The sequence below is a fragment of the Terrabacter sp. C0L_2 genome (assembly GCF_036352015.1).
GTDB classification, from domain to species: Bacteria; Actinomycetota; Actinomycetes; order Actinomycetales; family Dermatophilaceae; genus Terrabacter; species Terrabacter tumescens.
Genome location: NZ_CP143557.1, coordinates 2,361,930 through 2,387,006 on the forward strand (window position 1 = coordinate 2,361,930; position 25,077 = coordinate 2,387,006).

General features: G+C 72.2%; 23 protein-coding genes. 15 read left to right on the forward strand and 8 right to left on the reverse strand.

Going from position 1 to position 25,077, the window contains the following annotated elements:
• Nucleotides 1-119: 119 nt before the first annotated feature.
• Together rfbD and rfbB are read right to left on the reverse strand one after the other, a co-directional pair.
• Nucleotides 120-938, reverse strand: a complete 819-nt coding sequence (gene rfbD, locus U5C87_RS10870; protein ID WP_443082131.1) for a dTDP-4-dehydrorhamnose reductase — start codon at nucleotides 936-938, stop codon at nucleotides 120-122.
• Nucleotides 939-979: 41 nt separating this feature from the next.
• Entirely contained in the window at nucleotides 980-1,993 is a 1,014-nt protein-coding gene (gene rfbB / locus U5C87_RS10875) for a dTDP-glucose 4,6-dehydratase (protein WP_330476582.1), read from the reverse strand.
• A gap of 72 nt (nucleotides 1,994-2,065) precedes the next feature.
• Here rfbB and U5C87_RS10880 point away from each other — a divergent pair, with 72 nt between their 5' ends.
• Nucleotides 2,066-3,409: a UDP-glucose dehydrogenase family protein gene (locus U5C87_RS10880; RefSeq protein ID WP_330476583.1), complete on the forward strand. Its 1,344-nt coding sequence runs from the start codon at nucleotides 2,066-2,068 to the stop codon at nucleotides 3,407-3,409.
• 146 nt (nucleotides 3,410-3,555) lie between these two features.
• Nucleotides 3,556-4,161, forward strand: coding sequence for an arsenate reductase/protein-tyrosine-phosphatase family protein (locus U5C87_RS10885; protein WP_330476584.1), 606 nt, complete (start codon nucleotides 3,556-3,558; stop codon nucleotides 4,159-4,161).
• A 106-nt stretch (nucleotides 4,162-4,267) separates the two neighbouring features.
• Here the strand turns inward: U5C87_RS10885 and U5C87_RS10890 are convergent, their stop codons facing one another.
• Nucleotides 4,268-5,851, reverse strand: coding sequence for a polysaccharide biosynthesis tyrosine autokinase (locus U5C87_RS10890; protein WP_330476585.1), 1,584 nt, complete (start codon nucleotides 5,849-5,851; stop codon nucleotides 4,268-4,270).
• Between the two features lie 144 nt (nucleotides 5,852-5,995).
• Here U5C87_RS10890 and U5C87_RS10895 point away from each other — a divergent pair, with 144 nt between their 5' ends.
• From U5C87_RS10895 to U5C87_RS10920, 6 genes are all read left to right on the forward strand, one after another.
• Complete coding sequence (locus U5C87_RS10895) at nucleotides 5,996-6,931, forward strand: hypothetical protein (protein WP_330476586.1); 936 nt, start codon at nucleotides 5,996-5,998, stop codon at nucleotides 6,929-6,931.
• A 49-nt stretch (nucleotides 6,932-6,980) separates the two neighbouring features.
• Complete coding sequence (gene rfbA, locus U5C87_RS10900; RefSeq protein WP_330476587.1) at nucleotides 6,981-7,859, forward strand: glucose-1-phosphate thymidylyltransferase RfbA; 879 nt, start codon at nucleotides 6,981-6,983, stop codon at nucleotides 7,857-7,859.
• Nucleotides 7,859-8,464, forward strand: a complete 606-nt coding sequence (locus U5C87_RS10905) for a dTDP-4-dehydrorhamnose 3,5-epimerase family protein (RefSeq protein WP_330476588.1) — start codon at nucleotides 7,859-7,861, stop codon at nucleotides 8,462-8,464. The genes rfbA and U5C87_RS10905 overlap by 1 nt, the downstream gene beginning before the upstream one ends.
• Complete coding sequence (locus U5C87_RS10910; RefSeq protein ID WP_330476589.1) at nucleotides 8,461-9,045, forward strand: arsenate reductase/protein-tyrosine-phosphatase family protein; 585 nt, start codon at nucleotides 8,461-8,463, stop codon at nucleotides 9,043-9,045. Before U5C87_RS10905 ends, U5C87_RS10910 begins: the two co-directional genes overlap by 4 nt.
• 96 nt (nucleotides 9,046-9,141) lie before the next feature.
• Complete coding sequence (locus U5C87_RS10915; RefSeq protein WP_330476590.1) at nucleotides 9,142-10,107, forward strand: hypothetical protein; 966 nt, start codon at nucleotides 9,142-9,144, stop codon at nucleotides 10,105-10,107.
• A gap of 1 nt (nucleotide 10,108) precedes the next feature.
• Nucleotides 10,109-11,260, forward strand: coding sequence for an acyltransferase family protein (locus U5C87_RS10920; RefSeq protein ID WP_330476591.1), 1,152 nt, complete (start codon nucleotides 10,109-10,111; stop codon nucleotides 11,258-11,260).
• A gap of 21 nt (nucleotides 11,261-11,281) precedes the next feature.
• Here U5C87_RS10920 and U5C87_RS10925 read toward each other — a convergent pair whose 3' ends face one another.
• The gene (locus tag U5C87_RS10925; RefSeq protein ID WP_030203356.1) at nucleotides 11,282-12,382 is read right to left on the reverse strand and encodes an LCP family protein; all 1,101 of its coding nucleotides are present in this window, start codon (nucleotides 12,380-12,382) and stop codon (nucleotides 11,282-11,284) included.
• A gap of 53 nt (nucleotides 12,383-12,435) precedes the next feature.
• On the opposite strand from U5C87_RS10925, the gene U5C87_RS10930 reads away from it, so the two are divergent.
• Nucleotides 12,436-13,023 carry a hypothetical protein gene (locus U5C87_RS10930; RefSeq protein ID WP_330476592.1) on the forward strand — a complete coding sequence of 196 codons (588 nt, stop codon included), beginning with the start codon at nucleotides 12,436-12,438 and terminating at the stop codon, nucleotides 13,021-13,023.
• Here U5C87_RS10930 and U5C87_RS10935 read toward each other — a convergent pair.
• On the reverse strand, nucleotides 13,020-15,338 hold the full coding sequence (locus U5C87_RS10935) for a glycosyltransferase (RefSeq protein WP_330476593.1): 2,319 nt from the start codon (nucleotides 15,336-15,338) through the stop codon (nucleotides 13,020-13,022). The two genes, U5C87_RS10930 and U5C87_RS10935, sit on opposite strands and share 4 nt — an antisense overlap.
• Before the next feature lie 70 nt (nucleotides 15,339-15,408).
• On the opposite strand from U5C87_RS10935, the gene U5C87_RS10940 reads away from it, so the two are divergent.
• The 3 genes from U5C87_RS10940 to U5C87_RS10950 all read left to right on the forward strand — a co-directional run bounded on the left by U5C87_RS10940 (nucleotide 15,409) and on the right by U5C87_RS10950 (nucleotide 19,161).
• Complete coding sequence (locus U5C87_RS10940; RefSeq protein WP_330476594.1) at nucleotides 15,409-16,374, forward strand: glycosyltransferase; 966 nt, start codon at nucleotides 15,409-15,411, stop codon at nucleotides 16,372-16,374.
• Between the two features lie 112 nt (nucleotides 16,375-16,486).
• The gene (locus U5C87_RS10945; protein WP_330476595.1) at nucleotides 16,487-18,049 is read left to right on the forward strand and encodes a lipopolysaccharide biosynthesis protein; all 1,563 of its coding nucleotides are present in this window, start codon (nucleotides 16,487-16,489) and stop codon (nucleotides 18,047-18,049) included.
• Complete coding sequence (locus U5C87_RS10950; protein ID WP_330476596.1) at nucleotides 18,046-19,161, forward strand: glycosyltransferase family 2 protein; 1,116 nt, start codon at nucleotides 18,046-18,048, stop codon at nucleotides 19,159-19,161. The genes U5C87_RS10945 and U5C87_RS10950 overlap by 4 nt, the downstream gene beginning before the upstream one ends.
• An 11-nt stretch (nucleotides 19,162-19,172) precedes the next feature.
• Here the strand turns inward: U5C87_RS10950 and U5C87_RS10955 are convergent, their stop codons facing one another.
• Nucleotides 19,173-20,342 carry a glycosyltransferase family 4 protein gene (locus tag U5C87_RS10955; protein ID WP_330476597.1) on the reverse strand — a complete coding sequence of 390 codons (1,170 nt, stop codon included), beginning with the start codon at nucleotides 20,340-20,342 and terminating at the stop codon, nucleotides 19,173-19,175.
• A 118-nt stretch (nucleotides 20,343-20,460) separates the two neighbouring features.
• Between U5C87_RS10955 and U5C87_RS10960 the strand changes: the two genes are divergently transcribed.
• Nucleotides 20,461-21,522, forward strand: coding sequence for a glycosyltransferase family 4 protein (locus U5C87_RS10960; RefSeq protein ID WP_330476598.1), 1,062 nt, complete (start codon nucleotides 20,461-20,463; stop codon nucleotides 21,520-21,522).
• A 3-nt stretch (nucleotides 21,523-21,525) separates the two neighbouring features.
• On the opposite strand, the gene U5C87_RS10965 is transcribed toward U5C87_RS10960, so the two are convergent.
• Nucleotides 21,526-22,212 (reverse strand): phosphatase PAP2 family protein, encoded by a 687-nt coding sequence (locus tag U5C87_RS10965; protein ID WP_330476599.1) that lies wholly within the window; start codon nucleotides 22,210-22,212, stop codon nucleotides 21,526-21,528.
• A 68-nt stretch (nucleotides 22,213-22,280) separates the two neighbouring features.
• Between U5C87_RS10965 and U5C87_RS10970 the strand changes: the two genes are divergently transcribed.
• Both U5C87_RS10970 and U5C87_RS10975 read left to right on the forward strand, forming a co-directional pair.
• A complete protein-coding gene (locus U5C87_RS10970) occupies nucleotides 22,281-23,225 on the forward strand; it encodes a nucleotidyltransferase family protein (RefSeq protein ID WP_330476600.1) in 945 nt (314 codons plus the stop codon).
• The gene (locus U5C87_RS10975; RefSeq protein WP_330476601.1) at nucleotides 23,222-23,530 is read left to right on the forward strand and encodes a hypothetical protein; all 309 of its coding nucleotides are present in this window, start codon (nucleotides 23,222-23,224) and stop codon (nucleotides 23,528-23,530) included. The genes U5C87_RS10970 and U5C87_RS10975 overlap by 4 nt, the downstream gene beginning before the upstream one ends.
• A 69-nt stretch (nucleotides 23,531-23,599) precedes the next feature.
• On the opposite strand, the gene U5C87_RS10980 is transcribed toward U5C87_RS10975, so the two are convergent.
• Nucleotides 23,600-25,009, reverse strand: coding sequence for a polysaccharide biosynthesis tyrosine autokinase (locus U5C87_RS10980; RefSeq protein ID WP_330476602.1), 1,410 nt, complete (start codon nucleotides 25,007-25,009; stop codon nucleotides 23,600-23,602).
• Nucleotides 25,010-25,077 lie beyond the last annotated feature (68 nt).

Consider the following 25,077-nt stretch of genomic DNA (forward strand, 5'->3'; position numbering starts at 1 on the left):
TTTGCATGTCGGGCTTGGTCTCAGCCGGAGTCCTTTTCTCTCAATACTAAGGTCCCGAGCCATCACATGAGACCCAGACGTGCCGGGGTGGCCACGAGTCGTCATAGATGAACTGTGCTTCAATTGCGCACCGCATTCAAATAGGCTGCCAGAGCCTCACGCCAGTTCCTCATCGTGAGTTCGGGACGTGCGCCTTCGCCAGCGTTGTGTGCCAGCACGCTCCAAGCGGGACGCCGTGCGGGGCGCGGAAATGCCTCGGTAGTCGTAGAAAGGACGCGCTCTGGGTCTAGGCCGTTGAGTTCGAAGATCGCGCCAGCGAACCCGAACCACGTCGTCTGGCCGCTGGACGTGCCGTGGTGGATCCCGAAGGGGGCCTCCGCGTCGACGAGACGCACGATGAGGTCTGCGAGGTCGACGGTCCACGTCGGCTGGCCCACCTGGTCGTCGACCACGGAAACCGTCTCGCGCTCACCGGCTAGGCGCAGCATCGTCGACACGAAGTTGGGGCCACCGGCGCCGTAGAGCCAGGCCGTGCGCACCACCCACGACTCGGCACAGAGCGCACGGACTGCCCACTCACCGGCCGCCTTGGTGCGGCCGTAGGCCGAGCGCGGTGCGACCGGGTGGTCCACGGCATACGGCTCTGTGGCCGTGCCGTCGAAGACGTAGTCGGTCGAGACGTGGACGAGACGCGCACCGGCACGAGAGCACGCCCGCGCGACGTTGGCGGCGCCGACGGCGTTGACCGCGAAGGCGGCCGCCTCGTGGGTCTCGGCGTCGTCGACGGCCGTGTAGGCCGCGGCGTTGACGACGAGATCGTGCCCGTCGACCGCGGCCACGCACTGCGCAGGATCGGTGACGTCGAGGTCGCCGCGGTCCATGGCCGTCACGACCCACCCGGCCTCGCGCAGGGCGGGCACGATGTCGTGGGCCAGCATGCCGCTGGCCCCGGTGACGAGGGCGCGACCGGGGGAGGAGGTCACCGGCCGAGCCGGGCGTAGGTGCGCTCGGACTCGACCTTGGCGGCCTCCCACCAGTCGCGGTTGGCGGCATACCACTCGACCGTCGCCTCGAGGCCGGCGCGCACGTCGCCGTAGCGGGGCCTCCAGTCGGTCTCCGCGCGCAGCTTCGAGGTGTCGATGGCGTAGCGCAGGTCGTGGCCGGGGCGGTCGTCCACGTGGTCGAACCAGTCGGCGGGCTTGCCCATGATCTCGAGGAGCATGCGCACGATCTCCAGGTTGTTGCGCTCGCCGTCGGCGCCGATGAGGTAGGTCTCGCCGAGGCGGCCCTGCTCAAGGATGGCGATGACGGCGTCGTTGTGGTCGTCGACGTGGATCCAGTCGCGGACGTTGAGTCCGGAGCCGTAGACCTTCGGCTTCACGCCGTCGAGGATGTTCGTGATCTGGCGCGGGATGAACTTCTCGACGTGCTGGCGGGGCCCGTAGTTGTTCGAGCAGTTCGACACCGTCGCGTCGATGCCGAACGAGCGGATCCAGGCGCGCACGAGCAGGTCCGCGCCGGCCTTGGTGGCCGAGTAGGGCGACGACGGGTTGACCGGCGTGCGCTCGGTGAAGCGCTCGGGGTCGTCGAGCTCGAGGTCGCCGTACACCTCGTCGGTCGAGATGTGGTGCAGACGCTTGCCGTGCTTGCGGATCGCCTCGAGCAGCGTGAAGGTGCCGACGACGTTGCTCTCGACGAACGGCCACGGGCTGTCGAGGCTGTTGTCGTTGTGGGACTCGGCGGCGAAGTGCACGACGACGTCGTGGTCCGCGACGAGACCGTCGACGAGCGGCGCGTCCGCAACCGAGCCCTCGACGAGACGGACCGAACCGTCCCCGCCCAGCTCGGAGAGGACGGGAGCCAGCGAGTGGCGATTGGCGGCATACGTCATCGAGTCGATGACCGTCAGCGTCCAGTCGGGGCGCGTCTCCCGCGCACGGAGGACGAAGTTCGACCCGATGAAGCCGGCGCCGCCGGTGACCAGTACTCGCATGGGCCCGAGGATAACGAACCCGGCCGTCGTCGCGGCCACTGACCGTTCGCCTCCGGTCGATATGCTCCCCGCGTGAAGATCTCGGTCATCGGATGCGGATACCTCGGAGCGGTGCACGCCGCGTGCATGGCCGACTTCGGTCACGACGTCGTCGGCCTCGACGTCGACCCGGCCAAGGTCGACAAGCTCGCCGCGGGCATCCCGTCCTTCCACGAGCCCGGCCTCGAGCCCCTGCTGCGCCAGGGCGTCGACAGCGGGTCCCTGCGCTTCACGACCGACAAGACCGCCCTGGCCGGCGCCCGTGTCCACTTCATCGCCGTCGGCACGCCTCAGCGCGGCGGCAGCTATGCGGCCGACATGTCCTACGTCTGGTCGGCCGTCGACGACATCATCGCCAACGCGACCCCGCACCCCGACGGCCCGATCGTCGTCGTCGGCAAGTCGACGGTGCCCGTCGGCACCGCCGGCGCCATCGCCGAGCGCCTCGCCGAGGCCGGCGTGGACGCCGTCGTCGTGTGGAACCCGGAGTTCCTCCGGGAGGGGTATGCCGTCCAGGACACCCAGCGACCGGACCGTGTCGTCTACGGCCTGCCGGACGACCGCGAGCAGGGTGAGGTCGGGCGAGCCGTTGTCGACGAGGTCTACGCCCCGATCATCGAGGCCGGGATCCCGCGCCTGCTCGTCAACTACCCGACCGCCGAGCTCGTCAAGGTGGCCGCCAACTCGTTCCTCGCCACGAAGATCTCGTTCATCAACTCGATGGCCGAGCTCTGCGACGCGTCCGGCGCCGACGTCTCGCGCCTGGCCGAGGCCATCGGCCACGACGACCGCATCGGCTCGAAGTTCCTCCAGGCCGGCATCGGCTTCGGGGGAGGGTGCCTGCCCAAGGACATCCGCGCGTTCATGGCCCGCGCCGGCGAGCTCGGGGTCGACCAGTCCCTGACGTTCCTGCGTGAGGTCGACTCGATCAACATGCGCCGGCGCGACCACGCCGTCGAGCTCGCCGCCCAGATGGCGGGCGGGCGCCTGGTCGGGGTCAAGGTTGCCGTCCTCGGCCTGACCTTCAAGCCAGACAGCGACGACGTGCGCGACAGTCCCGCCCTCGACATCGCCGGCCGGCTCTGGGGTCGGGGCGCCAATGTCGTGGCCACCGACCCGGCGGGCGCCGACGCGGTGCGCCTGGCCCGGCCCGACCTGCAGATCGTCGACTCGGCCGACGAGGCACTGGCGGGCGCGGACCTCGTCATGCTGCTCACGGCGTGGAAGGACTACGTCGAGCTGGACCCCGCCCACGCCAAGTCGCTCGTCTCCACGCCGCGCATCATCGACGGCCGCAACGTCCTGGATCCGCGCGCGTGGTCGGACGCCGGCTGGGACTACCGGGGGATGGGTCGGCGGTCGAGCTCCATCTGGTGAGCCCCGCGCCGTCGTGCCCGGCCGCCTGTTCGCTGGCTGGACGTGATCTGAGACAAAGCCGCCAATAGTGCCTTTCGCGCACTCCTGCCACTCGAGTGACACCTAGGATCAAGTCTCAAGCAGTCACGCCAAAAGAAATCGGGGGCATGATGCTCGGGGACACCCCTCAGAACCGCGGCATCCTTTTCGTCTGCACCGGCAACATCTGCCGGTCGCCATACGCAGAGAGGCGCCTGCGGCAGCTGCTGCCCGACACGGGCGTCCCGATCGCGAGCGCCGGCACCGGCGCCGTGGTCCACTCGGACATCGAGAGACAGACCAGCGAGCAGCTCAGACGGCTCGGTGCGGACGTGACGGACTTCGCCGCGCGTGCCGTGACGCCGCAGCTGCTGGACGGCGCCGAGCTGGTGCTGACGATGACTCGCACGCACCGAGGCGAGGTTGCCCGGCTGCGCCCTGCCGCGATGCGCCGGATCTTCGCCCTCGGCGACTTCGCCGACCTGTGTCGGTCGTCGGCCACCTGGCGACCGATCTCACCGACCCGTCCGTGGCTGCCGCAGGTGGTCGCGGAGGCAGCCGCAGCGCGTGGCACGGTGGCCCCGCGTGACGCCTTTGACGTCGACGTCATCGACCCGTACGGCCAGTCGACGCGGACGCACACCGAGGCCTTCGACCGCATCGAGGACTTCCTCGCCGTCATCGTCGCTGCCATGGGGACCGTCGCCGGCTCGTCCCGTGCCACGCGGATCTGAGACGGGCCCGAGGGTCAGACCCTGCATCTTGTCAGCAGAGTCGAGGAAGGCCCCGTGACCGACGGTCACGGGGCCTTCCTCGACTCTGAACTGATACCGCGAGGTGTCAGTGGAAGATCGAGTCGTCCGCCGGGAAGCCGGGCTGGCCGACGTACGGCTGCTCGGTCGCCGACCCACGCGCGGGCCCGCCGGCGTAGCCGGGTGCCGCGGCGACGTCGCCGGGGCGGGCCGAGGTCGCTGACGGGCGCGGGGTGACCGGACCCAGGTCCTCGTCGACCGGCGCGACCGGGCGCCGCTGCTGGGGCACGGACCGACCCTTGGCGCGCTGGCGCTCGCTCTCGGGGCGGTAGTCGTACTCGTACGTGCCGTAACCCGCGCCCAGCTCCTTGGCCTTGACGCGGTTGAGGATCAGGCCGAGCACCGAGCCGTTGACGGCTTCGAGGGACTCCAGCGCCCGGCGCACGTGCTCGCGCTGGGCCACGCCCGCTCCGACGACCACGAGCGCCCCGTCCACGATGGTGCTGAGCACCGCCGCGTCGGTGACGGGCAGCAGGGGCGGAGCGTCGATGAGGACGTAGTCGAAGCGCTCCGTGAGGTCCTCGATGAGCTGCTCCATGTTGGCCGAGCCGAGCAGCTCGCTCGGGTTGGGCGGGATGGGGCCGGCTCCGAGCAGGCGCAGCCCGGTGCGACCGAAGGGCTGGAGCACGTCGTCGACCTCGACCCGGCCGACGAGCACGTCGGTGAGGCCGACAGAGCCCTCGAAGCCGAGGTAGTCGAGCAGGCGAGGTCGGCGCAGGTCGCCCTCGATGACGACGACCTTGAGCCCGGTCTCCGCGAGGCTCAGGGCGAGGTTGGCGGTCGTCGTCGACTTGCCCTCGCCCGGGAGCGAGGAGGTGACGACGATCGACTTCGGTGGGTTGGCGACGTCGATGAACTGCAGGTTGGTGCGCAGCGATCGGAAGGCTTCTGCGCGCTGCGACCGGGGGTCGACCTGGACGATGAGCGGGTGGGCCGACGCGTCGGTGTCGTAGGCGATGCCACCGAGGATGGTGCGGTCGGTGACCGTCTCGAGGTCACGCTGGGACTTGACCGACTTGTCGAGCACGTCACGCAGCAGCGCCGCGCCGAAGCCGAGGAGCAGGCCGAGCACGAGCCCGAGCGCGAGGTTGCGCGTCGGCTTCGGGCTGACCGGCGCAGTCTGAGCCTCTGCGTCCTCCGACACCTTCACCTGGACGGGGCTCTCCTTGCCCGGCCGGCTCTCGTAGCCGGCAATGACGTCCGGGAAGACGTCCTCCAGGGCTCGGACGACGCGCAGTGCCGCGTCCGGCGAGCTGCCGGTGACGGTGACGTCGATGAGGCTGGTCTCCAGCGGGATCGAGGACGTGATCTGGGACCCCAGCTTGGCCGCCGTGGTCTTGGCACCGGACTTCTCGATGACAGGCTTGAGCACCTTCCCCGTCTGGAGCAGCTGCGCATACGTCTTGACCTTGGACTGGCTGAACGTGTTGCCCTGCTGCAGGGACGAGGTGCTGTCGTCACCGGACGTCGAGATGTAGAACTGCGTCGACGCGGCATACGTCCGCGGTGACAGGGCGGTGTAGGCGGCGGCGAGGCCGAGGGTCACGAGCGTCACCGCGGCGATGATCATCCACCGCTTCCGGATGACGTTCAGGTAGTCCTGCAGTTCCACAGTCGTCGTCTCTTCTCGTCGGCCGCGCCCTGGTCACACGACTCCTGGCCGGAACAAATCCGACACATCACTCCCGCGCATCCTAGTCTGCGGCGCCCGGGATGCGCTGTTTCTGCCCAGCGGGTCCGTAGAGTGGCGGTCGTGATGAGCTGGATGTCGGACAGGTCCGTGGGTCGGTGGGCGCTGGTGGGCCTGCTCGCCCTGCTCGTCGTGGACGCCCTCCTCGTGGCGCTCGCGTTCCGCCCCGACCCCGCCGCGGCGTCCGCCTCGACACCCACCCCGGTGCCCGCGGCCACCTCGACGGCCACCACGACGACGGCAGCGACGAAGACCGCCGAGGCCGTCCCCGTCACGCAGGCCATCGCGGCCGTCGACGGCAAGCGCGCGTGGCGCGCCGCGCTGGGCACCTGCCGCGACGCCGGCTCGACCATCGAGGTCACCGACGACGGCGGCCGCACGTGGACCAAGCGCGACAGCGCGTCGGCAGCTCTCGGACGCATCCAGCCGGTCGGCTCCGACCGCGGCTTCGTCATCGGCGCCCCCAAGGACTGCTCGGCGGGGGAGTACGCCACCGACGACGACGGCAGGACCTGGCGCGGCCCCCGCGACATCGAGGGCGGCTGGTCGCGCGTGCCCGGTGGCGACAAGCCCACGCTCGTCATCACCCCGAAGCGCACTGACGCCCGCCCGTGCGGTGGCACCACGGTCATCGACCTCGCCCGAGTCAGCGCGTCCAAGGCTGTCGCGGCCTGCGCCGACGGCCGGCTCATGCGCTCCATCGACGGCGGCTCCAAGTGGAGCTCGCTCGCCACCGTCCCGGGCGCCCTCGCCGTCGCCGCGCGCGAGGAGAAGGGCACGCCGACCGTCTACGTCGCCCGCACGGTCGACGGCTGCGCCGGCGTCGAGATCGCCAAGGTCGGCGACGACAAGACCAACCGCGTCGCCTGCGTCACGACCCTCCTCGAGGGTGCCGAGGGCCGCGTGTCGCTCAGCGTCGTCGACGACGCCGGCTGGCTCGCCGTCGCCGACGCGACGTGGCGGTCGGGCAGCAACCTCAAGAGCTGGAGCGACACGGCCTGACCGGTGCGCATGACGCGCACCGGACGATCGCCCCCTAGGCTGGGCGACCATGAAGGGCATCATCCTCGCCGGCGGCTCGGGCACGCGGCTGCACCCCATCACGCGTGGCATCAGCAAGCAGCTCATGCCCGTCTACGACAAGCCGATGGTCTACTACCCCCTGTCGACGCTGATGATGGCGGGCATCCGCGAGGTCCTCGTCATCACGACCCCGGCCGACTCCGACCAGTTCCAGCGCCTCCTCGGTGACGGCGCGCAGTGGGGCATGTCGATCACGTATGCCGTGCAGCCGAGTCCCGACGGACTCGCCCAGGCGTTCGTGCTGGGTGCCGACTTCATCGGCGACGACGAGGTCGCCCTCGTCCTCGGCGACAACATCTTCTTCGGCCCGGGCCTCGGCACGCGCCTGCGCGACAACACCCACGTCCGCGGCGGGCACGTCTTCGCCTACCGCGTGGCCGACCCCACGGCATACGGCGTCGTCGAGTTCGACCAGGACGGCACCGTCCTGTCCATCGAGGAGAAGCCGAAGCAGCCCAAGTCGAGCTATGCCGTGCCCGGCCTCTACTTCTACGACAACGACGTCGTCGAGATCGCCCGCAACCTCGTGCCCAGCGAGCGCGGCGAGCTCGAGATCACGGCGGTCAACGACGAGTACCTCCGCCGCGGCACCCTCACGGTGACCCCGCTGCCGCGCGGCACGGCGTGGTTCGACACCGGCACGTTCACCGGCCTCATGGAGGCCAGCCAGTACGTCCACGTCGTCGAGGCGCGGCAGGGGCAGAAGATCGGCTGCGTCGAGGAGGTCGCCTGGCGCAACGGCTGGATCTCCGCCGACGAGCTCACGGTGCACGCCGACGCCCAGGCCAAGAGCGGCTACGGCCTCTACCTGCACGCCCTGCTCACCGAGGCCCGGGAGGGCATCTGATGGACATCCGACCGCTGCGCATCGCCGGCGCCTTCGAGATCACGCCGCGCCAGTTCCCCGACGACCGCGGCGTCTTCGCCGAGGGCTTCCGCGTCGACCACCTCGCCGAGGCCATCGGCCACGAGATGCAGGTGCGCCAGACCAACATCTCCGTGTCGTCCGCCGGCGCGCTGCGCGGCATCCACTTCGCCGACGTGCCGCCCTCGCAGGCGAAGTACGTCACGGCCACGAGCGGCGTCTTCGTCGACTACGTCGTCGACCTCCGCGTCGGCTCGCCGACCTTCGGGGAGTGGGACTCGGTCGTGCTCGACACCGTCGACCGGCGCGCCGTCTACCTCTCCGAGGGGCTGGGCCACGCGCTCGCCTGCATCGAGGACGGGACCGCGGTCTACCTCTGCTCCGAGGTCTTCAACCCCACCGGCGAGCGCGGCATCACGCCGCTCGACCCGCGGATCGCGCTGAAGCTGCCCGAGGGCTTCGAGCCCATCCTGTCGCCCAAGGACGCCGCCGCGCCGACGCTGGATGAGGCCGAGGCATCCGGGGTGCTCCCGACGCTCGAGTCCTGCCTCGCCCACACCCGCTCGCTGGCGGGGGAGCGCCGTTGAGGCGCATCGGGCGCATCCTCGTCATCTGCACCGGCAACGTCTGCCGCTCGCCCTACCTCGAGCGGCGGCTGCGGCAGCTGCTCTGCGGGCAGGACGTCGTCGTCGAGAGTGCCGGCACGCGCGCCCTCGTCGGAGCCGACATCGAGCCCGGCTCGGTGGCGGCGCTCGGTGCCGTCGGGGCCGACACGACCGGCTTCGCGTCGCGGCAGCTCGTGCCCGCGATGCTCGATGAAGCCGACCTCGTCATCACCGCGACGCAGAAGCACCGCGGCGACGCCGTGGCCCTGCACCCCCGGGCACTGCGCAAGACCTTCACCCTCGGCGAGCTCGCCGACCTCGTCCGCGACGCCGACCTGGCCGGCTCGCCGGAGGCGGCTCAGGCCGGTCCGGACACCCCGTGGGCCGCAGTCGTCGGCGAGGTGGCGCGAGGTCGTCGCGGTCTCCATCCGGCCCGCTCCGCGGACGAATCAGACATACCAGACCCATACGGGCGCAGCTCCGCGGCATATGACCTGATGTCGACCGAAATCGAGTCGCAGCTGCCCCTCGTCGTCGCCGCGCTGACACCACCGCGCAGCTGATCCGAACGCGGACTCCGTCGCGTGACAGGCGGATTCGCCCCCTAGCATGTCCCCCGGGGGAAGGGCCGAGCAGTCGTTCGAGGGGGAGTTGCAGCAATGAAGAGTCGAGTCGCGACGGCAGGTCTCGTGGCGTTCCTCGCGGTCGACGTCGGGCTCGTCGCCCTCGCGCTGCGTGCCGGGCGCCCGTCGGAGGACGTGCCCGTGACGTCGACGACGCGGACCGCGGACCTCGTCACGAGCACTCCCGTGACCGCGACGCCACGCGCCACGTCGACCACGCGCCCGACGGGTGGGAGCGGCGGCACGGGTGCGACGTCGGGCGGCGGCAAGGCCGTCCCGGTCTCCCGGCTCGTCTCCGCCCTCGACGCCGCGACCGCCTGGCGCGCCACGACCGGCACCTGCGACCGCGGCGGTGCCACCCTCGAGCTGACGACGGACGGCGGGCAGAGCTGGACCAAGGTGCGCTCGCCCACTCGAGCCGTCACGCGCGTGCAGCCGCTCGACTCGACCCGCGCCTTCACCATCGGGGCCGGCGTCGACTGCACCCTCAAGCAGTATGCGTCCCGCGACGCGGGCCGGACCTGGCAGGCGCCCACGGCTGTCGTCGGAGGCTGGGCACGGCGCCTCGACGAGCCGACCCAGGTGCTCACGCCCAAGGAGAGCGCCGCCACGCCGTGCGGTGACGGCGCCGTGCTCGACCTGTCCCGCACCTCCGCGTCGCAGGCCCAGGCGCTGTGCGCCGACGGCTCCGTCGTCCTGACCGGCGACGGCGGGTCGACGTGGACCGACTCCGGCGACGCCCCCGGCGCGGTGGCGCTGAGCAACCTCATCGCCGACAACAGCCTCAAGACGTATGCCGTCCGCATCGTCAGTGCGTGCAAGGGCGTCCAGCTCGTCGAGGTCGCCAAGGGCCGCACGGCGGACGTCATCGCGTGCGTGGCCGTGCCGAACGTGCCGCGCGGCGACGTCGGCCTGTCGGTCACCGACCGCGCGGGCTGGATCGTCGCGGGCAACCAGACCTTTCTCGCCCGGGGCGACCTGACGTCGTGGAAGCATGCATGACATGGACGAGCGCGGGGGTACAGGGGGTGCCGCGCGAAGTCGCGGTGAGGCGGTGCCTCATTGGCCGGGGCTGGACGGACTCCGTGGAATCGCGGTTCTCTCCGTCGTTCTCTTCCACACCGCGACCGGGTGGGGCGCCAACGGCTTCGTGGGAGTCGATGTCTTCTTCGCCTTGAGTGGCTTCCTGATCACGAGCCTCCTGCTTCGGGAGCACCGGTTGACCGGCTGCATCACTCTCTCGGCCTTCTACCTGCGGCGGGCACTTCGATTGGTGCCGGCGTTGGTGACGGTGGTGTTGGCGGTGGTGGGCCTGAGCGTCGTGACTGGCCGGGTCGGTGCTGTCGTGCCGGGGGCCGCGGCTTCACTTCTGTACCTCTCGAACTGGTGGATCTACAGTGGTCATCCGGCGCCGCTACTGGAGCACACGTGGACGCTCTCCATCGAGGAGCACTTCTACCTCGTGTGGCCGGTTCTCGTCGCAGCATGGCTTTCGCGTCGACGCAGCCGCCGCATGGCCTCCGTCGTGGCTGCGGCACTCGCCCTCGGATTCCTGCTGACGCCCTGGCCCGGTGATCTCGACGGAGTGCGCGCCTCGTACCTGCGTGCCGCGCCCATCGTTCTCGGGTGCGTCCTGGCCGTGGCGCTCGACAATGATCGCGTCCGCGCAGCCTTGGCTCGGCCGATCCGCGTGGCGGGACCTGTCGCCCTCGTCGTTCTCACCGTTCTTGCCTTCGCCCCGCTGAAACTGGACTCCGCGTGGCTTTCAGGCGTCAAGAGCGTCCCTGGGCTGCTTTCCGCGCTCGTGGTCTGCGCACTGGTCTGCGCACCGCGCAGCCTCGCGAGCACCTGTCTCTCCTGGAAGCCGCTGAGGTGGACCGGGCGCCGGGCCTACGGCATCTACCTGATCCACTTTCCGGTCATCAGCCTGATGATGCACCAGGTGGATCTGGGCCTACCCGTGGGCATGAAGGGACTTGTGGGAGCGGCGCTCAGCATCGCGCTCGCTGCCGTGTCCTACACCTACATCGAGCGCCCCTTCCTGAGGCGCAAAGCGAGGTTGGCGCCCAAGGTCGACAACTCCCCTGCTGGGGCTGCTATTGCCGACGTGCTCGCCCCTCTCGAGGGCTCACGGGGGTGGGAACCACCGAGATGAGCCGCCGCCGGCGGGCTTCGTCTACTTGTACGAGGCCAGCTCGTCGTTGCGGATCGCCTCGCCGAGGTCGGCCATCTTGACCTCGTCGACGATGTCGATCGACGCGCCCTGCGGGCTCGTGCCGAATCCCGTGAACGGCGCCGTGATGAAGCGGATGTCGCCGCCGCGCAGGTCACGCAGGGCGAAGGCCTCGGAGCGCATCGTGCCGACGTCGAGCTTCTGGTCGACCGTGAGGTTCTTCGTCGCCGCGTCGGCGAACTCGCTGAGCCGGACCGGGTTGAGCAGGACGTCCTTGTTGAGCGTCTTGAGCATGAGGGCCTTGATGAAGGCGAGCTGACGCCGGCCACGGGAGATGTCGCCCTCGCTCAGCTGCTTGCGCTCGCGCACGAAGGCGAGCGCCATGTCGCCCGTCATGTGCATGGTGCCGACGGTGAAGTCGTAGCCGTTGTCCTTGCTCGGCTCCTCGACGTCGACGTCGACGCCACCGACGGCGTCGGTCATGGCCTTGAAGCCCTCGAAGCCCTGCATGGCGACGTGGTCGATGCGGATGCCGAGCATGTTCTGCATCGTCTTGACGAGCAGCGGAGCCCCGCCGAACGCATACGCCGCGTTGAGCTTGTTCTTGCCCTTGCCCGGGATGGAGACGTAGAGGTCGCGGGGGAAGTGGATGAGGGTGACCTGCGAGTGGTCCTCGGGGACGTGCACGAGCACCATGACGTCCGAGCGGGCACCGACCCGGTCGGGTCCGGCGTCGTTGCCGATGATGAGGTAGTTGGTGCCGCTGCCGGTCGGCTGCGCGACGACGTTGCCGTTCTTGTCGGTGGGCTGGCTGTCCGTCCCGCTGTCGGGCAGCAGCAGCTCCTGCTTCACGTTGTTCGTGACGATGTGGTTGAGCCAGGCGAGGTAGCCGCCCACGGCCAGCACGGGCACGAGCAGCAGCACGAGCGCGGCGACGAGCACCTTGCGGTTGCGCTTCTTCTCCCGACGCCCGGAACCACCGTCGGCTGCGGCGCCGCCGTCCCAGTCGTCGCCGGAGCCCCCGGAGCCGCCGTCGGCCCCGTCGGGGCCGTCGGTCTCGTCACGCTCGAACAGGTCGGCGTCGCGCTCACGGGTGCTGTCCACGGCGCCAGTGTAGGTGTCGGGAGCACATCGCACGGCTGCTTACACTGTCCCGCATGCCCGGAGGACGAACGCGACGAATGAACGCCGACGTCCCCCTCGTGGCAGGTGGTGCCGTCGGCTTCGTGGTGCTGGTGTGGCTGCTCATGCACGCCACGGTGCCGCTCGTGACCGTCTTCGACTTCGCCTCCGACGGTCGTCCCAAGCTGTATGCCGCGTTCCTCGCCGGTCTCGCCGGTCTCGGCGGTCTGCTGCTCACGTTGCCGCGTGCGCTGAGCCAGCCGGTGCCCGCCGTGCAGTCGTCGCTGCGCAGCCGGCGTCAGGCGTCGGCGCTGCGCCGCTCCCACCTGCGCACCGACCTGCTCGCGGTCGCCGCGCTCCTCATCGCCCAGGTGCCGCTCCCGGCCCCATGGGGACCGGTGGGCAAGGCGGCGACCATCGCCAACGTCACGAAGTCGCCCGAGATCGTCGAGCTGAGCGCGCTCTTCGCCAACGTCTCGCTCGCGATCCTGGTGGTCGGCCTCGTCGCGGCCGTCGTCGCCAAGGTCTACAGCCACGCCGCGGCGCTGCGGGTGCTCGCGATCGCCCTCGCGGTCGGCGCCCCGGTCGTGGGCTGGTTCGTCGTCGTCCACGCCATCGGCTAGGGGGCGAGCAGGCGCTCGACCTCGGACCGGATGCGCTCGTGGAAGCGGGCCTCAGAGAACTGGTCGGCGTGGGCTCGGATCGCTGACGCGTCCCACGCCCGGTCGCGTGCCGCGACGACGGCCGCGCGCACCGCCTCGGTGGTCGGCTCCTCGAAGAAGACGCCGTTGACGCTCTCGTCGATCGTGTCGAGGTAGCCGCCTGCGTGGAGGGCCAGGGTCGGCACCCCGAAGGCCGCCGCCTCGAGCGGGGTGAGGCCGAAGTCCTCGAGGCTCGGTGCGAGGAGCGTACGTGCGTGGGCGTAGGTCCAGCGCAGCTCGGCATCGGTCAGGCCCGTGACGATCCGCACGTTGTCGGGCGCCTCCGCGCGCAGCCGCGCCTCGAGCGGCCCGGCGCCGACCACGACGAGGCGCTCAGGCAGACCGCGCACGGCCTCGACCGCGACGTCGACGTTCTTGTAGGGCAGCAGCCGCGACACGACGAGCAGGTAGCCGGCATCCGCCCAGTCCGCGAGGGCCGCGACCGGCTCCTGCGGGTCGGCCGGGTCGATGCCGTAGGGCGGGGCGAGCACCTCCGCGTCGATGCCGTATGCCGTCGCGATGCGCTCGCGGACCACGGTGGAGTTCGCGAGGTAGCGGTCCGCGGACGAGGCCGCCCGGCGGTCCCAGCGGCGCAGCCACCCGCTCAGGACCGACAGCGCACGCGCCTTGACCGAGCTCCCTGCCTCTTCGCCGAGGTAGGCGTCGGCCTGGTAGAGCCACCGGGCGGGTGCGTGGCAGTAGACGAGCTTGCGCCCGGTCGCCGGCACGCCGTGGGCCCAGCCGGAGCTCGACACCACGACGACGTCGGCGTCGACGCGAAGGCGCGACACGGCATACGGCAGCAGCGGCAACGCAGCGCGGTGCTCACGGCGCAGGGGTGCGATCTTGTTGATGGGCGAGACGACGACGCTCGCGTCGCGGAACTCCGGGTAGGTGCCGTCGGGGTCGTAGAGGGTCGTGTGGATCGTCGCGTCGGGGAAGGCACGGTGCAGCGCGAGGACGACGCGCTCGGCGCCACCGCGCTGGGTCAGGTAGTCGTGCGCGATGGCGACGCGCGGACGGTCGCTCTGGGACGGCGCGGGGGAGGGGCGGGCACCGGCGGACTCCAGCCACACCCGGGTCAGGGTCGCCGCTCCGTGGTTGGCGCGGAAGCGGCTCGCGACGTCGGCGTGGGCGCGTGCCGCCCGGTCGAGCGCCTCGCCCGGGCGGTCGAGCGCCTCGAGGACGGCGGTGGCCAGGGCCTCGTCGTCGTCGGGCGCGACGAGCAGGCCGGTGTCCGCCCCCGGAGGCTGCGTGCGCACGATCTCGTCGACCCCGCCGCCACGGGTCGCCACGACCGGGACGCCCCAGGCCATCGCCTCCGTCACGACCTGCCCGAAGGGCTCGGGCACGGTCGAGGCGTGCACGCAGACCGACAAGGCGTCGAGCTCGGCTCGGGGGTCCGCGACGAAGCCCGTGAGCTCGACGACGTCTGCCAGCCCCAGGCGGTCGATCTCACGACGCACCTGCTTTTCGTAGTCCTCCGCGCCGAAGGCAGCCGCCCCCACGAGCCTGAAGCGGGTGCCGGGACGGGCGTCAACGATGCGTCGGGCCGCTCGAACCAGGACGAGCTGACCCTTCGTCGGGCTGAGGCGCCCGACCATCCCGACGACAGGCGGGCCCTCGGGCTGGTGGCGTCGCGGGGACGCGGCGACCTGATCGGGGGAGAGGCCGGGGTGGGCCACCGTCAGGCCTCGCGCGCCCGGCAGGGTGGCCGCCGTGGCCGCCGAGTTGGCGACCACCGCAGACGGCACGCGACGAGCCAGGGCCCGGAACGCCCGGACGGTCCGCGCCGGCAGGTAGTCCTCGGCGATCCGGTCGTGGACGTGCCAGACGAGCGGGAGCCCGAGCAGCCGCGCAGCCGGCGCGCCGAGGAGGTCGGCCTTGAGCGAGGTGGCGTGGACGACGTCGACGTCCAGACGACGCAGGGTGCGCACGAGACTCATGAGGAAGCCTGAGCCCGCGACCGCCGAGCGCGCCACGTCGGCCGGCCCCGCGGCCCGGCCCACGTCACGCACGCCGGCGTCGAGGGGTACGACCACCACCCGGTGTCCCGCGGCGCGCAGGCGCTCCTCCAGCGGCCCGGACGAGAAGAGGACGACGACCGGCTCGACGACCGCCGGGTCCAGCGCCTCGAGCGACCGCACGAGCGCCAGCTCCGCGCCCCCGAGCTCTGCCGTGTGGTCGAGGACGGCCACGCGCACGGGGCGAGGGCGACGAGCGGGGGCTGGCGGCACGCCCCGAGGCTATCCGCGGACCCTCGTGAACCGGGTCGATCCGCGGAGGTTTGCTGACATACTTCCGCACATGCCGGCCTCCTCGCCCTCCGTCGACGTGGTCGTCGCGACGTTCAACCGCCCCGACAACGTGCGGACCTGCCTCGAGCACCTGAGCCGCCAGACGCTCACCCCCGACGAGGTCGTCGTAGTCGACTCCTCGCCCCACCGCCTGACCGCCGACGTCGTGGCCGACTTCCCGGGCGTGCGCTACATCCGCAACGACGCAGGCCCGGGCACCCTCGCGACGTCGCGGGCCATCGGCGTGGCCGAGACGCGGTCCGAGATCATCGCCTTCATCGACGACGACGCCTACGCCGAGCCCGACTGGCTCGAGAACATCGTCGCCCGCTACGCCGACCCGGCCGTCGGGGCCGTCGGCGGCCGCGCCAGCAACGGACGACCCGGCGAGGAGCACGAAGGCCTCGACGCCGTCGGTCGTCTGCTGCCCGACGGGACCCTGACCGGCAACTTCGCGGCCGACACCGGCCGGGACCTCGACGTCGACCACGTGCTCGGCGCCAACATGTCCGTACGCCGCTCGGCCCTCGAGCAGATCGGCGGCATCGTCGACCTCTTCCCGGGTACCTGCCTGCGCGAGGAGAGCGACATCATGCTGCGCCTCGGGCGGGCCGGCCACCGAGTGGTCTACACCCCGACCGCCCTCGTCGAGCACGTCGCGGCGCCCTACACCCGGGGGCGTCGCTTCGACGTGCGCTACACCTTCTACGGCCACCGCAACCACGTCGTGCTGCTCTCGCACACCTACGGCCTGGGGGCTCCGATCCTGCGCCGCTACTACGGCACGGCCCTGCGCGGTGTCGGCGGCAGCGTCGTCGAGGGCGCCCGGGCGGTCGTCGACGGCGAGCGCACGCCTCGCCAGCGGGTGCGTTCGGTCGGCGGCAAGGCACTGCACGCGTCGGCGACCCTCGGTGGCCTCGCCGCCGGCACCACAGCGGCGATCCGCACGCGGCTCGACGACCGGCGCCACGCCTGAGGTGTCCTCGACCGCACCGGGGGAGCCCGACCACACCGCTCGTGATCACACGTCGCGTGATGACACCGCGCCCGAGGGCCGAAGGCCTGACGACCCAGGGCCTGACGAGGCGGTGCCCGACGAGGCGGTGCCCGACGGGCCCGAGGCGCTGAGCGCCGGCCACCTCCAGCAGCGTGCGGTCCGCGGCGCCGCGTGGACCGTCGTCAACACGTTCGTCGGCATCCCGGTGGCGTTCGCCGTCAACCTCGTCGTGGCCCGGGTGCTCGGCGCCTCCGACTACGGCAGGCTCGCGCTGCTGATGGCGTTGATGGAGTTCGTCGGCGCCTTGCTGACGAGCGGTGTCGCGACCGCCGTGATCCAGTTCGGCGCCAAGGCGCACGCCGCCGGCCGTACCGCTGACGTCGCGCGCCTGCTGTCCCAGTGGCAGGGGTTCCGACTCCTCGTCGTCATGCCGGTGGTCGCGACGGTCGTCCTCCTCGTCGCCGACGTGCCGCCGCAGGCGATGGCGGTGGCGATCGTCTTCGGGGTCGTGCTCCCGGCCGCGCTCGACGGCGGCGCAGCGTGCCTCGGCATCGAGAACAAGACGGCTGACGGCGCCAAGATCGCGCTCGTCACGACGATCGCGACGCAGGCCGCCGTGCTCGTGGTCGCCCTGGTCGTGCGGACGCCCGACGCGGTGTGGGCGACCCGTCTCGTCGTCGTTGGGCTGGCCGTCGGGCTCTGCCTGTTCCGGGTCGCTCCCGCCTATCGGGTCGCCGTCCTGCGGCCGATCCTGCCGCGCGGGCTGCCGCCTGGGTTCTGGGCCTTCGCCGTGCCGATGGGCCTCGCCGGCGTCGTCAGCGGGCTCGTCTCCTCGCGCAGCGAGGTCTTCGTCATGAACTGGCTGGCCGAGCCCGCGGAGCTGGGGATCTATGCGCTCGCCTTCGGCCTGGCCGTGCACGCCTTCGCGCCCGCGCAGGCGCTCGTCGGACCGCTGATCCCGGCCATCTCGGGTCTGCGGGAGGTCGACGAGGCTGCCGTCGAGCCGGCCTTCCGCCGGGTGACCCGAGCCGGTTCCACCGTCGTGGCTCTCATCCTCGCGGCCGGGCTCGCCCCGCTCGCGCTGCTCGTCCCCGTGCTCTACGGCGAGGAGTTCGCCGCCGCGTCGCCGGTCGTGCTCGCGCTAGGGATCTCCGCCGGGTTCGCGACGGTCGGCGGCCCGGTCTTCGCCTTCGTCTCGGCGAGGCTGTCGGGCAAGGCCATCCTGGCCGCCAACCTCGTGGCGCTCGTCGTCGACATCGGGCTCGCCGTCCTGCTCATCCCCGGGCTCGGCGCGTGGGGCGCTGTCATCGCCAACGCCGGCGGGGCCCTGACGACGCTCGGCATCCTCAGTGGCCGCGAACTGCGAGCGCTCGGCCTGCCGGTGCGGACCGCCCTGAGGGACGCGCTGCCCGCCTTCATCGGAGCCGTCTGCGCCGTCGGCGCGTACGTCGGTGCCACTCACCTGTCGGGTCCGGTGCTCCCGCGCGCCGTCGGCGCTGGCCTCGCCGGTGTGCTCGTGTGCATCGTCCTCATGCGGACCCTGAGGGCGGGACTCAGCACGGAGGACCGCGGTGCGGTGGGGCGCGCGATCCCGTCGCGCGCGGGCCGGGTCGTGGGCCGGGTGCTGCACTGGGTGTCGGTGCCCGACGCATGAGCGGCGCCGAGGCCGACCCCGGCGAGAGTCAGGAGGCCCGTGATGGTCTGCCCGACGCGACGGCCGAGACAGCCGTCGGCGCCGGCACGCTCGACTACGACGTCGTGGTGCCCAGCCACGGCCGGCACCCGGACCTGCTGCTCGCCGCCGTCGACAGCGTGCTGGCCCAGAGCTGCCCGCCCGCCCGGGTCCTGGTGGTGATGGACGGCAACGCCGAGGCCTCTCGGCTGCTGGCACGGGCACGCCCGCAGGTGCAGGTGCTGGAGGTCGAGGAGCCGCGCGGGGCCGCTCACGCCAGACAGGTCGGCATCGACCACGCCACGGCGACCTGGGTCGCCTTCCTCGACGACGACGACCTCTGGCACCCGGCCAAGCAGGAGCGGGTCGCGACCTGGGTGTCCGCCCGGCCCGGCTGCCGGGCGGTGCGCTCGGGGTTCTGGACCTTCACCGAGCCGGCCAGCGGCGTCGCCCACGTCGGCACGCTGGCGGTCGAGCTCGTCGGGTCGACGGTGGACGAGCTCGTCGCCGCGGCCGCGACGGCCGTGCCCCGCAACGACCTCGGCTACCTCGACATCGACGGCGACAGCCTTGCCCTGATGCTCGAGCGCAACCGTGGCGTCATCGGCTCGAGCGTCGTGCGGCGCGACCTGCTCCAGTCGCTGCCGGCCGTCCCCGCCGGCCTGCGCCCCGGTGACGACCACGCGCTGCTGACGCTCGTCGCGTCGCGCACCGAGTGGCAGCTGATGGACGAACGACTGCTCTTCTACCGTGCCCACGCGGCGCAGGACACCCGCGACGCTGCGGGCGACGCGATGGCTGACCTCGTGCGGGCCCGAATCACCCTCTGGGACCTGGTCGGCGACGTCGCGCCCCGTCCCCTCGAGAGCTACGGCCCCGTCTACCGCGGCGAGGTGAGGCAGATGGCCTGGTCGCTCGTGAGCGAGGGTCGCGTGAGCGCGGCCCTGAGCGGCTACCGCGCGGCGGCCCGGTTGCTACCCCGTCGGCGCGACCGGCTCCTCGTCCTGGTGCCCGAACCCGTCGCCTGGCGCTGGCGCCACCGGCGTCCCCGGGGCCCCTGGCGTCCCGCGAGCGGACGGCGACCGCCGGGCTGAGGCTCCGAAGGTCAGCGGGCCGACTGCACCGCGCGGTCGTAGAGCCCGCCGTACGCCTGGGCGACCGACGCCCACGTGTAGCCCCGCACGCTGGCGAGACCCCCGGCCGCCAGCTCGTCAGCACGGTGAGGGTCGCGCAGCACCGACTCGATCGCGTGCGTCAGCGCGGCGGTGCTGACCGGGTCCACGAGGAGTCCGTCGACCTGGTCGGTGACGAACGACGCCGGACCGCCGAGAGTCGTTGCCACGAGAGGCGTTCCGGCCCTCCACGCTTCGAGGGCGACGATGCCGAACGCCTCCTGGCGGCTGGGCACGACGACGACGTCGGCCCTCCGCATCCACGCGTGCACGCCCGCCTCGTCCACCGGGCCGACGAGCCGCAGCCGGTCGCCGAGACCCAGCCTGTCCCCGAGCGACCGCAGGGCCTCGCGCTGCGAGCCGTCACCGGCCAGGACCAGAGTCGTGTCGAGGGCTTCGACCTGCTCGTCGAGACCGGCGACGGCCTCGACCAGCAGGTCGAAGCCCTTGGTGCTCTCGAGCCGCCCGACCCCGAGCACGACGGCGCCGTCACCGAGATCGAGCTGGTCGGGTCGCACCCCCGACGGGTGCGTCGACGGGACCGGGCCGACGCCGTTGGGCACGACCTCCCCTCCGACGAGCCCGAAGCGCTCGCGGAGGTCGTCGAGGACCTGCTCGGAGCAGCCGGTCGTCGCAGCCGCGGTCGCGATCGTGCGGCGCAGTCCCGCCCGGACCAGGGCCGAGGTGCCGAAGGCATCGTGGTCGTCGGCCGTCGTCTCCCCGTGGCTCGAGAGCACGACAGGGAGGCCGGTGCGCCCGGCGAGCGCCACGGCATACACCCCGTTCGGGCCGAAGCACTGGACGTGCAGCACGTCGGGACGGAAGGCGCGCACGGCCGACCTCCACGCGAGCCACGCCCGGGGAGCCTTCGTGGCGAAGCTCGCCAGCGCGCGGGCCGAGCGGGCCGGCAGGGGAGTGGGGAGGTAGCGGACCACCGTGCCGTCAAGCTCGCCGACACCGAGGTGCTCGCCGCGGTCCACGGTCCACACCTCGACCTCGGTGCCGGTGGCCCGCAGCTCGCGGGCCACGTGACGCACGTGCGACTCCACCCCACCGAGGTGCGGGTGGAAGGACGAGGTGACGAGGGCGACGCGACGTCCCACGGCGGCTCCTCTCGTCGGGCACGTGGCGCTGCCGGGGCTCCCGTGCGGTCTCACCCTACGATGCGATGGCAGACCCGACCGCCCCGATGACCAGCACCCCGACAGGCAGGGATCCAGCGTGCACCGGCTCACGATCGCCACGACCGCGACCGCGGTGCCCATGGGCGCACAGGCCTACCAGCGGCACATCGTGTCCCGGGCCGGGGCAGCACTCGGGCGCGTGGCACCGGGCGACGAGCCGTGGACGGTGCGCCACGTCGTCGCGCGCTCGCTGCGGTCGCCGCTGCCGGGCACGCTGCGCCTGCCGATGGGCTGGCTGCGCGGCGCGTCACCACGAGGACGCGCGGCCGCGGGCCGTCTGGCGTATGCCCGGGGTGGCCTCGTGCACCGCATGGACCTCGAGCTGCCGCCCGCCCCGCGCGAGGTCGTCACCCTGCACGACGTCGTGGCCTGGCGCTTCCCCGACGAGTCGGCGCCCGTCGCCTCGGCCGCCGCGGAGCTGCGCCGCGCCGCCGCGGTCGTCTGCGTCTCGGCCTACACCGCGGCCGAGGCCGTCGACCTGCTGGGCCTCGCGGACCCCGTCGTCGTCCCGAACGGCGTCGAGGACCGCTACTTCGGCGCCGATCCCCTCACCCCCGACGCGCTCGCCGCACTCGGGATCGACGGGCCCTTCGTCCTCACGGCGGGCGGCGCGTCCGAGCGTAAGAACCTCGCGGCGCTCGCCGAGGCGTGGCCGCGGGTCCGCGCCGCCCGGCCGGGCACCCTCCTCGTCCTCGCCGGCCCGCCGCACCCACGGCGCACCGAGCTCTTCCGCTCGCTGCCCGACGTGCGGCTGCTCGGCCGGGTCGACGACGACGTGCTTCCGGGGCTGTATGCCGCGGCGTCCGTCGTCGTCGTGCCCTCGCTCGTCGAGGGGTTCGGGCTGCCGGCCCTCGAGGGCATGGCGGCGGGGGTCCCTGTCGTGGCCTCCGACCGGTCGTCGCTGCCCGAGGTCGTCGGCGACGGCGGCCTGCTGGTCGAGCCGACCGGGGCGGGCCTCTCCGAGGGGGTGATCGAGGTGCTGGCCGGGGGGAGCGACGTCGAGTCGATGGCCCGACGCGGACAGGAGCGGTCGCGGGCCTTCACCTGGGAGGCGAGCGCCGAGGGGCACGCCCGGGTCTGGTGCGCCGTCGGGGGCTGAGGCTCAGCCCGGTGCCCCGTCGTCCCGACCCGCGGACCGGCTGACGTCGCCGTCGAGGTCGCCGTCGAGGTCGTCGGCGAGGTCGTCGGCGAGGTCGTCGGCGAGGTTGGCGACGTCCCCACCGAGGACCGCGAAGGTCGCTGCGGTCACGGTGCCCACGAGCAGGAGGCTGCCCAGGACGTCGCGGGGCTGGTGGGCGTACCACGAGACGTTGCCCAGGGCCACGACGACGGCGGCGACGGTCAGGGCGACCAGCCCACGGCGCGTCACGGGACGCGGCCAGACGACCCAGACGCCCACGAGCAGGCCGATGCCGGCCGCCGCGTGGTTGGAGGGGAAGGCGTCGCCACCCGTCCCGAAGACGTCCCGCACCCGGACCTCCAGGGCGACGATCGTGGACCCGGCCGGCACGACGAGCCCGGCGACCGCCCGGCGCCAGCTGCGCCGGACGAGGGCGAGCAGGGCGAGCACCACGACCACCGGCGCGAGCACGACGATGACGAGGGGACGGGCCACGTGGTCCAGGCCCTGGCGCAGCGCCGCGGGCAGCCCGTTGAGGACCCACCCCCGCACCGTGGCGTCGACCGACACCCCTGCTCCCGTGCGCGTCGACACGAGCGCCACGACGGCGAAAGCGGCGGCCCCGACGACCGCCGCCAGGGCCCAACGCAGCCGATCGCGATGCGACACGTGCGCCTCCTGCAGGGCTGTTAGGGTGCGATCGACCAGTCAGTTCGGAGTCTATGGGGGTTCGCGAGATGGCAACCCAGGAGGCGACGGAGGGCCCCGCACCGGCCGCGTCCGTGCCTCTCGAGGTCCGCATCGGTTTCGCGCACGCCAGCCTCCAGTGGATCGCCGACCGGTGCGGCGCCGACCTGATCCACGTCAAGGGTGCAGCGCTCGACCCGACTCTCGTGCCCGGTCGCGGCTTCTCCGATGCCGACGTGCTCGCGCGGCCCCAGCAGGTGAGGATGCTGCTCGACGAGCTGCGCCGCCACGACTGGGAGCTCATCAACACGTTCGCCTACGGGTCGTCCTTCGAGCACTCGGCAACCTTGCGGCACAAGGACTTCGGTCTCCTCGACCTGCACCGGATCTATCCCGGCACCGGCCCCACGCCCGAGCAGGCCTTCGACACGCTGTGGTCCGCACGCACCACCACCGTGATCGGGGGGAGGGACTGCGCCGTGCCGCCGCGCGCCGCCCAGGCCGCCCTCCTGCTCCTGCACGCCGCACGAGGAGGCACCGACCCCAAGGCCGCCAACGACGTCGAGCGGGTGTGGACCGCGGCCGGTCCCGACGACCGCGAGCGGATCCTCGAGTGGGTTCGGCGCCTCGACGCCGAGCTCGGGTTCTCCGTCATCACCGGGACGTTGGACGACCACCGCCACGACCCGGCATACGACCTCTGGCGGGTGGCGTCGCGCGGGGGCACGCGCATGGACGAGTGGCGGGCGCGCGTGCGCGCCGCCCGGGGTGCGCGCGCCAAGCTCGCCGTCGCCGCCCGGTCGGTCCTCGTCAACGTCGAGCACCTGACGATCGTGCGGGGACGGCCGGTCAGCCGGCGCGAGGTCGTCGCGGAGTTCTTCGAGCGGCCGGTGCGCGGCCTGCGCGAGCAGGTCACCCGGCGGGCGGGCAAGGCCCTGGGCCACGCGGGTGCGAGGCGCGGGGAGCCCGTCCCGCCCGCGACGGACGACCGGTGAGCGCCGCCTTCCGCCCGGGTCCCGACGCCGGCGTCACCGTCGACGGGGACAACGGGACCGTTTACGTCGCCCGGCTCCCCGGTGGTCCGCTCCTCGTCCTCGAGGGCGCCGCCGCGGTGATCTGGGCCGAGGCGACGGCGGCCCCGGCCGCCGGCTGGCTCTCACGGGTGGCCGCCGCGGTCGGGCATGCCGAGGACGTCATCGCGGCCGACGTCGAGGACTTCGTCGCCGACCTGCGCGCCCGACAGCTGCTCGTGCCCGTCGACGGGGACGACCAGGTCGACGGGGCCGACGCGCCGCAGTGACGCCGGTCCCGCGGACGGAGTGATGACGCGTCGGCCCGGAGTGGTCCGAACCCGCCTGGCCCCGACGGCTCAGGCGTGGCGGCCCTCCCGCTCGCGCTGCTCGCGCCGGCTCAGCTTGACGCCGGAGTCGCGGTTGTAGCCGTAGTAGCCGTAGCGGTGGGCCGTCGACGATCCGGCCGACACCATGTTGAGCGCGAAGCCGGCCACCGGGGCGTCGACCGTCTCGAGGGACTGGACGGCACTCGCGAGGTCGCGCTTCTTCGTGCGCTCGGCGCCGACGACCATGATGAGCCCGTGCGTCAGCTTGTTGATGAGCACGGCGTCGATGACGGGCACGACCGGCGGGCTGTCGACGAGGATGAAGTCGTACTCGTGCGAGAGCTTGCCGAAGAGGGCCTCCATCGGCTCCGAGCCGAGCAGCTCGCTCGGATTCGGGGGCACGGGTCCGGCCGGCAGGACGTGCAGCGTCGTCTCGCGCCAGCGCTGGACGACGTCGTCCGGGTCGGCCTGCCCGAGCAGCAGCGTCGTCAGACCGAACGACCCGTCGAGCCCCATCGTGCTGGCGACCGAGGGGTTGCGCAGGTCCCCGTCGATGAGCAGCACCTTGGAGCCGGCATCGGCCATCGCGAGCGCGAGGTTGATCGTCGTGGTCGTCTTGCCCTCCCCGGGCACCGAGGACGTGACGACGAAGGAGTGTCCGCCGGTGGTGACGTCGACGAAGAGGATGTTGGTGCGCAGGCGCCGGATCGCCTCGGCGTGCCGGCCGTGCGGGTCGCTCTCCAGCGACAGCAGACCGCCCTTGACCGACTTGACCATCGGCAGGTCACCGAGGATGGGCCGGCTCGACAGGGCCGCGATGTCCTCCTTGGTGCGCACCTTGGTGTCGAGGGTGTGGCGAAGCAGCGCGAGCCCGATGCCGAGGGCGAGCCCGAGCAGCCCACCCAGGGCGAGGTTGCGCTTGGCGTTCGGCGACGTCGGCGCGCCGGGCACCTCGGCCGGCGTGATCGTCGTCGCCTCGACCGACTGGCCGTTGGCGGCCAGCAGCGGTGAGAACTTCTTCGTCGCCACGTCGGCCAGCACCGGGCCGACCTCTGCGGCGACCCGCGCCACGAGCTGGGCGTCACCGCCGATCGCGGTGATCGTCATCATGTTGGAGGTCTGGGACACCTCGCCCGAGACCGACAGGGGGTAGCTGGCCGGCAGGCCCAACCGGGTGCGCAGCGGGTCCATGACCGACGGTGACGTGAGGACCTCGAGATAGGTGGCCAGGTCACTGGCCGAGACGGCATAGGTCGCGACCTGGTTGTTGGTGCTCGAGCTCGCCGGCTGCGTCGCCCGGAGGTAGATCTTCGAGCTTGACGCGTAGACGGCAGGCGTCAGCATCGTCTGGACGGCGACAGCCGCGACCACGGCGAGCAGGGTCACCGCGATGATCCGCCACCGTGCCCCCAGCACGCCCAGGAACTCCCGGAACGTCATGTCTCCCCCATGCCCCAACTCGCCAGTACGTGCCGCGATCCTCCCATATCATCCAAGAGGTTGTGCCG

Excerpts from the sequence above, each read along its gene's own strand:
- U5C87_RS10895 (WP_330476586.1), top strand. The coding sequence starts at position 5,996 with ATGAGCTGGATGTCGGACAGGTCCGTGGGTCGGTGGGCGCTGGTGGGC.
- rfbA (WP_330476587.1), top strand. The coding sequence starts at position 6,981 with ATGAAGGGCATCATCCTCGCCGGCGGCTCGGGCACGCGGCTGCACCCC.
- U5C87_RS10915 (WP_330476590.1), top strand. The coding sequence starts at position 9,142 with ATGAAGAGTCGAGTCGCGACGGCAGGTCTCGTGGCGTTCCTCGCGGTC.
- U5C87_RS10885 (WP_330476584.1), top strand. The coding sequence starts at position 3,556 with ATGATGCTCGGGGACACCCCTCAGAACCGCGGCATCCTTTTCGTCTGC.
- U5C87_RS10950 (WP_330476596.1), top strand. The coding sequence starts at position 18,046 with ATGAGCGGCGCCGAGGCCGACCCCGGCGAGAGTCAGGAGGCCCGTGAT.
- U5C87_RS10920 (WP_330476591.1), top strand. The coding sequence starts at position 10,109 with ATGGACGAGCGCGGGGGTACAGGGGGTGCCGCGCGAAGTCGCGGTGAG.
- U5C87_RS10980 (WP_330476602.1), bottom strand. The coding sequence starts at position 25,009 with ATGACGTTCCGGGAGTTCCTGGGCGTGCTGGGGGCACGGTGGCGGATC.
- U5C87_RS10970 (WP_330476600.1), top strand. The coding sequence starts at position 22,281 with ATGGCAACCCAGGAGGCGACGGAGGGCCCCGCACCGGCCGCGTCCGTG.
- U5C87_RS10930 (WP_330476592.1), top strand. The coding sequence starts at position 12,436 with ATGCCCGGAGGACGAACGCGACGAATGAACGCCGACGTCCCCCTCGTG.
- rfbB (WP_330476582.1), bottom strand. The coding sequence starts at position 1,993 with ATGCGAGTACTGGTCACCGGCGGCGCCGGCTTCATCGGGTCGAACTTC.
- U5C87_RS10940 (WP_330476594.1), top strand. The coding sequence starts at position 15,409 with ATGCCGGCCTCCTCGCCCTCCGTCGACGTGGTCGTCGCGACGTTCAAC.
- U5C87_RS10905 (WP_330476588.1), top strand. The coding sequence starts at position 7,859 with ATGGACATCCGACCGCTGCGCATCGCCGGCGCCTTCGAGATCACGCCG.
- rfbD (WP_443082131.1), bottom strand. The coding sequence starts at position 938 with ATGCTGGCCCACGACATCGTGCCCGCCCTGCGCGAGGCCGGGTGGGTC.